Source organism: Variovorax paradoxus (assembly GCF_000834655.1).
GTDB lineage: Bacteria > Pseudomonadota > Gammaproteobacteria > Burkholderiales > Burkholderiaceae_C > Variovorax > Variovorax paradoxus_F.
The window spans coordinates 1-6,839 of record NZ_JXQQ01000079.1 but is presented as its reverse complement, the minus strand read 5'-3'; the positions used below and the strand labels follow the sequence as shown (position 1 = coordinate 6,839).

Sequence of the window (6,839 nt, the reverse complement as noted above, 5' to 3'; positions counted from 1 at the left end):
GAGCGTCGTCGACAAGCTGCACCGGCTGGCCGCGCTGACCGCGCCCGCCGGGCCTGCCGCGGTGCAGCACGCCAACGTCCCGCACACGACTGCGTGACGCCATCCTCCGGAGGCACACTGCAAGCACCATGAGCAGCACGCAACACCCCTTCGACAAAGCCCTGGCCCTGCACCACAGCGACATCCGCGTGGGCCACTTCACCGGTATGACCAGCCCCGACTACTGGAACATGGTCGGCCCTTTCGGCGGCACCACCGCGGCCCTCGCGCTGCAGGCGGTGCTGCGGCATCCCGACCTGCTCGGCACGCCCATCGCACTCACCGTCAACTACGCGGCCGCGCTCGAAGCCGGCGCGTTCGACATCCAGGCCACGGCCGTGCGCACCAACCGCTCGACGCAGCACTGGACCGTGCAGATCACGCAGGCCGGTGCGAGCGGCGCGCCGAACATGACCACCACCGCCACCGTGGTGACGGCCGCGCGTCGCGACACCTGGGGCGAGAGCGACATGCCCATGCCCGAGGCGCCCGCGCCGGGGACGGTCGATCGCATCAGTATCGGGCCGTCGGGCGTGGCCTGGATCAACCAGTACGACATGCGTCCCTTCAGCGGCGGCATCCCCGCGACATGGGACGGCAGCCTGAAGCACAGCGAGACGCGGATCTGGGTGCGCGATGCGCAACCGCGGCCGCTGGACTTTCCTTCGCTCGCCGCGATGAGCGACGTGTTCTATCCGCGCGTCTGGCTGCGCCGCGCCAGGCACGTGCCGGCGGGCACGGTGTCGATCACGACCTACTTCCACGCCGGGCCGGAGCAACTGGCCGAGGTCGGCACGGGCTACCTGCTGGGCCGCGCGGCGGGGCAGCAGTTCTTCAACGGGTTCTTCGACCAGACGGCGCATCTGTGGAGCGAGAAGGGCGTGTTGCTCGCCACCTCGAACCAGATCGTCTACTACAAGGAATAACGCCATGGCGCTCACCAAGGCTGCACTCATCGTCGGCGCCGGCGATGCCACCGGCGGCGCGATTGCCCGCCGTTTTGCGCGCGAGGGTTTCGCCGCATGCGTCACGCGGCGCAGCCTCGACAAGCTGCAGCCGCTGGTCGCGCAGATCGAGGCCGATGGCGGCCGCGCGCATGCGTTCGCCTGCGATGCGCGCAAGGAAGAAGAAGTCGTCGCGCTCATCGAAGAGATCGAATCGACGATCGGCCCCATCGAGGTGATGGTGTTCAACATCGGCGCCAACGTGCCCGAGAGCATCCTCGCCGAGACCGCGCGCAAGTACTTCAAGGTGTGGGAGATGGCGTGCTTCTCGGGCTTTCTCAACGGGCGCGAAGTGGCCAGGCGCATGGTGGCGCGCGAAGTGCCCAAGGGCGGGCATCGCGGCACGATCATCTTCACCGGTGCCACGGCGTCGCTGCGCGGCGCAGCGAATTTCGGCGCGTTTTCGGGCGCGAAGATGGCCTTGCGCGCGCTGGCCCAATCGATGGCGCGCGAGCTGGGGCCGCAGGGCATTCACGTTGCGCACGTGGTGGTCGACGGCGCGATCGACACCGAGTTCATCCGCAGCAACTTCCCCGAGCGCTACGTGCTCAAGGAGAGCGACGGCATCCTGAACCCGGACCACATCGCGGACAGCTACTGGATGCTGCACGCACAGCCGCGCGATGCGTGGACGCACGAGCTCGACCTGCGCCCCTGGTCCGAGAAGTTCTGACAAACAAATCAAAAGATCCGGAGACGCCCATGACAAAGACCGTCGAGTTCTATTTCGATTTCGGCAGCCCCGCCGCCTACCTGGCCGCCACGCAACTGCCGCACGTATGCGCGGACACCGGCGCCGAACTGGTGTGGAAGCCCATGCTGCTGGGCGGCGTGTTCCAGGCCACGGGCAACCACTCGCCCGCCGAGATCAAGCCCAAGGGCCCGTACATGAACATCGACCTCAAGCGCTTCGCCAGGCGCTACGGCGTGCCGTTCGTGCACAACCCGCACTTCCCCGTCAACACGCTGCTGCTGATGCGCGGCGCCACCGGCATGCAGATGAAGGAGCCCGAGCGCTTCGCCGCGTATGTCGATGCCGTCTATCACGCGATGTGGGTTGAGCCGCAGAACCTCAACGACCCGGCGACGGTCGGCGCCGTCTTGCAGAATGCGGGCTTCGACGCCGGCGCATTGCTCGCGCTGGCCGGCGCGCAGGAGACGAAGGACCGCCTCAAGGCCGTCACGCAGGAGGCCGTGGAGCGCGGCGTGTTCGGCGCCCCGACCATGTTCGTCGGCGACCAGATGTTCTGGGGCCAGGACCGCCTCGATTTCGTGCGCGAAGCCCTCGACGCCTGAGCGCATCGCCCGCAGCAACCGTTTTTACCCAAGGACCATTCCCATGAGCGACATCCTCGTCCACACCGAAGCCGGCGTGATGACCATCACCTTCAACCGCGTCGACAAGAAGAACTCGATCACCAGCGGCATGTACGCCGAACTGGCCGAAGCACTGGCCACGGCCGAGAGCGAAGCGGCCGTGCGCTGCGTGCTGATCCAGGGCGACCCGACGATCTTCAGCGCGGGCAACGACATCGGCGATTTCCTCAACGCCCCGCCCGCGACGCAGGAGTCGCCGGTGTTCCGGTTCCTGCGCGGCATCGCGACCTTTCCCAAGCCCATCGTCGCGGCCGTCTGCGGCCCGGCCGTGGGCATCGGCACGACGATGCTGTTCCATTGCGACCTCGTCTACGCGGGCGACAACGCGGCGTTCTCAATGCCCTTCGTGAACCTGGGCCTGTGCCCCGAGGCGGCCTCGAGCCTCCTGGTGCCGCAGATGCTCGGCTACCACCGCGCGGCCGAGGCGCTGCTGCTGGGCGAACCCTTCATGGCCGAGGCCGCGCTCGAAGTGGGCCTGGTCAACCGCGTGGTGCCGCCGACCGAAGCCAATGGCATCGCGCAGATGCAGGCCCGCAAGCTCGCGGCCAAGCCGTTGAGCGCACTGATCGAGACCAAGCGCCTGCTGAAGAAGGCGCAACTGCCGGCCGTGCTCGAACGCATGGGCGAAGAGGGCGCGAGCTTCGGCCGCATGCTGCGCGAGCCCGCAGCCAAGGAAGCTTTCGGCGCCTTCATGGAGAAGCGCAAGCCCGATTTCTCGAAGGTCTGAGGGTTCCTCCCGCGTTGGCCCGCCGACAGTGGCCCCGTACACTGTCGGGCGTGCAATTTTTCGAGACAAGACCGCCCGAAACGCCCGTCCCGCGGGCGAATGATGCTACTGAAAAAGTAGCATTCGATCCCGCGCGCAGGCGTACTTTGGGCTTGCTTGCGGGCGCCTTGGCGGCGCCTTCCGTGGTCCTCGCACGGGTTCGTCCGCTGCGCATCGGCGTCATCGGTTCCTGGTCCGGCCCCTATGCGGGCGGTGGGCGTCAGTTCGATGCGGGCATGTCGGTCTGGCTGGCCGCGCATAACCAGCAGATCGCGGGGCGCCCGGTGGAACTGCTGCGGCGCGACGTGCCGGGCAGCGCGCCCGAGCAGGCGCGCCGCCAGGCCCAGGATCTCGTGGAGAACGAGCGCGTCGATCTGCTCGCGGGCCTGGACTTCAGCTCCAACGCCTACGCCGTCGGCACCATCGCCGCGCAGGCGAAGCTGCCGCTGGTGGTGATGAACGCCGCGTCTTCGGGGATCACGGCGCGCTGCCCGTATGCGGTGCGGCTGTCGTTCACCATCGCCCAGGTCACGCTGCCGCTCGCGCGCTGGGCGCTGCAGCAGGGGCTGCGCGATGTCTGCACCGTGGTGGCCGACTACGCCTCGGGCGTCGATGCCGAAAGCGCCTTCGTCGCGGGCATCACCGCCGGGGGAGGGCAGGTCGGCGCGATGCTGCGGGTGCCGCTCAACACGCTCGACTACTCGGCCTACATGCTGCGGCTGCGCGAGCTCAAGCCGCAGGCGGTGTTCTTCTTCCTGCCCTCGGGGCAGATGCCGGCGACTTTCCTGAAATTCTGGCGCGACCGCGGCATGGCCGACACCGGCATCCGCCTGCTCGCGACCGGCGACGCTACCGATGACCATTACCTCGAAGGCATGGGCGAGCTGGCCGACGGGCTCGTGACAAGCCACCATTACTCGTTCGCCCATGAATCGCCGGCCAACCGCCGCTTCACGGGCGTCTTCGAGACTGAGTTCGGCAGCCACCTGCGGCCGGGCTATTTCGCAGTCGCGGCGCACGATGCGCTCGCGGCCATCGATGCCGCGCTGGCCTCGCCCTCGGTGCGCGGCAATGCGAGCGGGGAACGGCTGGTCGATGCCTTCCGGGGCTTGAAGTTCGAGAGCCCGCGCGGGCCCATCGAGATCGACGCCCACACGCGCGACATCGTGCAGACCGTCTACATCCGCCGTACCGAGCGGCGCGATGGGCGCTGGGTCAACCGCGAGTTCGAGCGCTTCGAGCGGATGCGCGACCCGGGCGTCTGATGTGAAGCAGCAGAGCCGTTCGCCCGAACGGTTCTGGTTCTCAGGTCGGCGGCTGTTCGATGACGCGCGGCCGGCCGTTGTCGTCGATCGCCACGTAGGTGAAGGTGGCCTGCGTCACCTTGATGTATTCGCCCTGCGCCCGGAAGCGTTCGGCGAACACCTCGACTGTCACCGTGACCGAGGTGCGCCCGATGCGCACGAGCTTCGAATAGAACGAGAGGATGTCGCCCAGGCGCACCGGCTGCTTGAAGATGAACTCGTTGACCGCCACCGTGGCCTGCCGGCCCTTGGCGTAGCGCGCCGGGATCACCGAGCCGGCCAGGTCGCACTGGGCCATGACCCAGCCGCCGAAGATGTCGCCGTTGGCGTTGCAGTCCGCCGGCATCGGAATGACCTTGAGCACCAGCTCCATGTCGGTGGGCAGGCTTTTGAGGGTGGCTGCGGCGGCGGCACTGGAAGTATCGGACATGGGCACAATCTGCAACAAACAAGCAACCACGATTGTCCCTCATGCGCCGCAGCGGCGAAGCCCTTCCCCCTTCCCCTACCGTCTCCGGCCACCCGCCCGAGAAAAGCGACCGCTCCGACTGGGCGACGCTGCGCCGGCTCTTTCCCTATCTCTGGCAGTACAAGTGGCGCGTGATGGCCGCGCTCGCGTTCATGGTGGGCGCCAAGGTGGCCAACGTGGGCGTGCCGGTGCTGCTGAAGAACCTCATCGACACGATGACGCCCAAGCCGGACATGGCCCAGGCGCTCCTGATCGTGCCCATCGGGCTCCTGCTGGCCTACGGGTTGCTGCGCTTCTCGACCGCGCTCTTCGGCGAGCTGCGCGAGCTGATCTTCGCCAAGGCCACCGAGGGCACCGCGCGGCAGATCGCGCTGGAGGTGTTCGGCCACCTGCATTCGCTGAGCCTGCGCTTTCACCTGGAGCGACAGACGGGCGGCATGACGCGCGACATCGAGCGCGGCACGCGCGGCGTGCATTCGCTCATCTCGATGTCGCTCTACAGCATCGTGCCCACCATCATCGAACTGGTGCTGGTGCTCACGATCCTGGGGGTGAAGTTCGATTCGCTGTTCGTGTGGATCACGGGCGTGGCACTGGTGCTCTACATCACCTTCACCGTCACGGTGACCGAGTGGCGCACCCAGTTCCGCAAGACCATGAACGAGCTCGACTCGATGGCCCAGAGCCGCGCGGTCGATTCGCTCCTGAACTACGAGACGGTCAAGTACTTCAACAACGAGGACTTCGAGGCGAAGCGCTACGACGCGAGCCTGGACCGCTACCGCAAGGCCGCCATCAAGAGCCAGCGCACGCTGAGCATGCTCAACACCGGCCAGCAGCTGCTGATTGCCGTGAGCCTGGTGCTGATGCTGTGGCGCGCCACCTCGGGCGTGGTCGAAGGCCGCATGACGCTGGGCGACCTGGTGATGGTCAACGCCTTCATGATCCAGCTCTACATTCCGCTCAACTTCCTGGGCGTGATCTACCGCGAGATCAAGCAGAGCCTGACCGACCTGGACAAGATGTTCGTGCTGATGGAGAAGGAGCGCGAGGTGCGCGACGCACCGGAAGCGCAGCCGCTCGCGGGCGCCGACTCCACCATCCGCTTCGAGGACGTGAGCTTCGCCTACGAGCCCGCGCGCCCGATCCTGAAGCACGTGAGCTTCGAGATCCCGGCCGGCAAGACGGTGGCCGTCGTCGGCCCGTCCGGCTCGGGCAAGTCCACGCTCGCGCGGCTGCTCTATCGCTTCTACGACGTGCAGCAGGGCCGCATCACCATCGGCGGCGAAGACATCCGCGAGGTCACGCAGTCGAGCGTGCGGCGTGCCATCGGCATCGTGCCGCAGGACACGGTGCTCTTCAACGACACGGTCGAATACAACATCGCCTACGGCCGGCCCGGCGCGAGCCGTGAAGAGGTGGAAGGCGCGGCACGGGCCGCACGCATCCACGACTTCATCTCGGCCACGCCCAAGGGCTACGAGACGACCGTGGGCGAACGCGGCCTGAAGCTCTCGGGTGGCGAGAAGCAGCGCGTGGCCATCGCGCGCACGCTCCTGAAGAACCCGCCCATCGTCATCTTCGACGAGGCCACCTCGGCACTCGACTCGGCCAACGAGCGCGCCATCCAGTCGGAGCTCAAGAGCGCCGCACAAGACAAGACCACGCTGGTGATCGCGCACCGCCTGTCGACCGTGGTCGATGCGCACGAGATCCTCGTGCTCGAGTCCGGCGTGATCGTCGAGCGCGGCACGCATGCCGAGCTGCTCGGCAGGCAAGGCCGCTATGCCCAGATGTGGGCTTTGCAGAAGAGCGAAGCAGCACCTTTGCTCTAGCCCGATCATTCAACCCTTTCCAATCGATCCAGGAGTTCAGACGTG

At 67.2% G+C, this 6,839-nt stretch carries 7 protein-coding genes; 6 read left to right on the top strand and 1 reads right to left on the bottom strand.

The window, feature by feature from the left end; genetic code table 11:
• Positions 1–128 precede the first annotated feature (128 nt).
• The 5 genes from RT97_RS26080 to RT97_RS26060 all read left to right on the top strand — a co-directional run bounded on the left by RT97_RS26080 (position 129) and on the right by RT97_RS26060 (position 4,451).
• The gene (locus tag RT97_RS26080) at positions 129–965 is read left to right on the top strand and encodes an acyl-CoA thioesterase (RefSeq protein WP_042581763.1); all 837 of its coding nucleotides are present in this window, start codon (positions 129–131) and stop codon (positions 963–965) included.
• Between the two features lie 4 nt (positions 966–969).
• Complete coding sequence (locus RT97_RS26075) at positions 970–1,716, top strand: SDR family oxidoreductase (RefSeq protein WP_042581762.1); 747 nt, start codon at positions 970–972, stop codon at positions 1,714–1,716.
• A 29-nt stretch (positions 1,717–1,745) separates the two neighbouring features.
• The gene (locus RT97_RS26070) at positions 1,746–2,339 is read left to right on the top strand and encodes a 2-hydroxychromene-2-carboxylate isomerase (RefSeq protein ID WP_042581761.1); all 594 of its coding nucleotides are present in this window, start codon (positions 1,746–1,748) and stop codon (positions 2,337–2,339) included.
• 43 nt (positions 2,340–2,382) lie between these two features.
• A complete protein-coding gene (locus RT97_RS26065; protein WP_042581760.1) occupies positions 2,383–3,147 on the top strand; it encodes an enoyl-CoA hydratase in 765 nt (254 codons plus the stop codon).
• 146 nt (positions 3,148–3,293) lie between these two features.
• A complete protein-coding gene (locus tag RT97_RS26060) occupies positions 3,294–4,451 on the top strand; it encodes an ABC transporter substrate-binding protein (protein ID WP_042581759.1) in 1,158 nt (385 codons plus the stop codon).
• A gap of 40 nt (positions 4,452–4,491) precedes the next feature.
• Here the strand turns inward: RT97_RS26060 and RT97_RS26055 are convergent, their stop codons facing one another.
• Complete coding sequence (locus tag RT97_RS26055) at positions 4,492–4,920, bottom strand: acyl-CoA thioesterase (protein ID WP_042581764.1); 429 nt, start codon at positions 4,918–4,920, stop codon at positions 4,492–4,494.
• Between the two features lie 41 nt (positions 4,921–4,961).
• On the opposite strand from RT97_RS26055, the gene RT97_RS26050 reads away from it, so the two are divergent.
• Positions 4,962–6,794, top strand: a complete 1,833-nt coding sequence (locus RT97_RS26050) for an ABCB family ABC transporter ATP-binding protein/permease (protein ID WP_042581758.1) — start codon at positions 4,962–4,964, stop codon at positions 6,792–6,794.
• Positions 6,795–6,839: the final 45 nt, after the last annotated feature.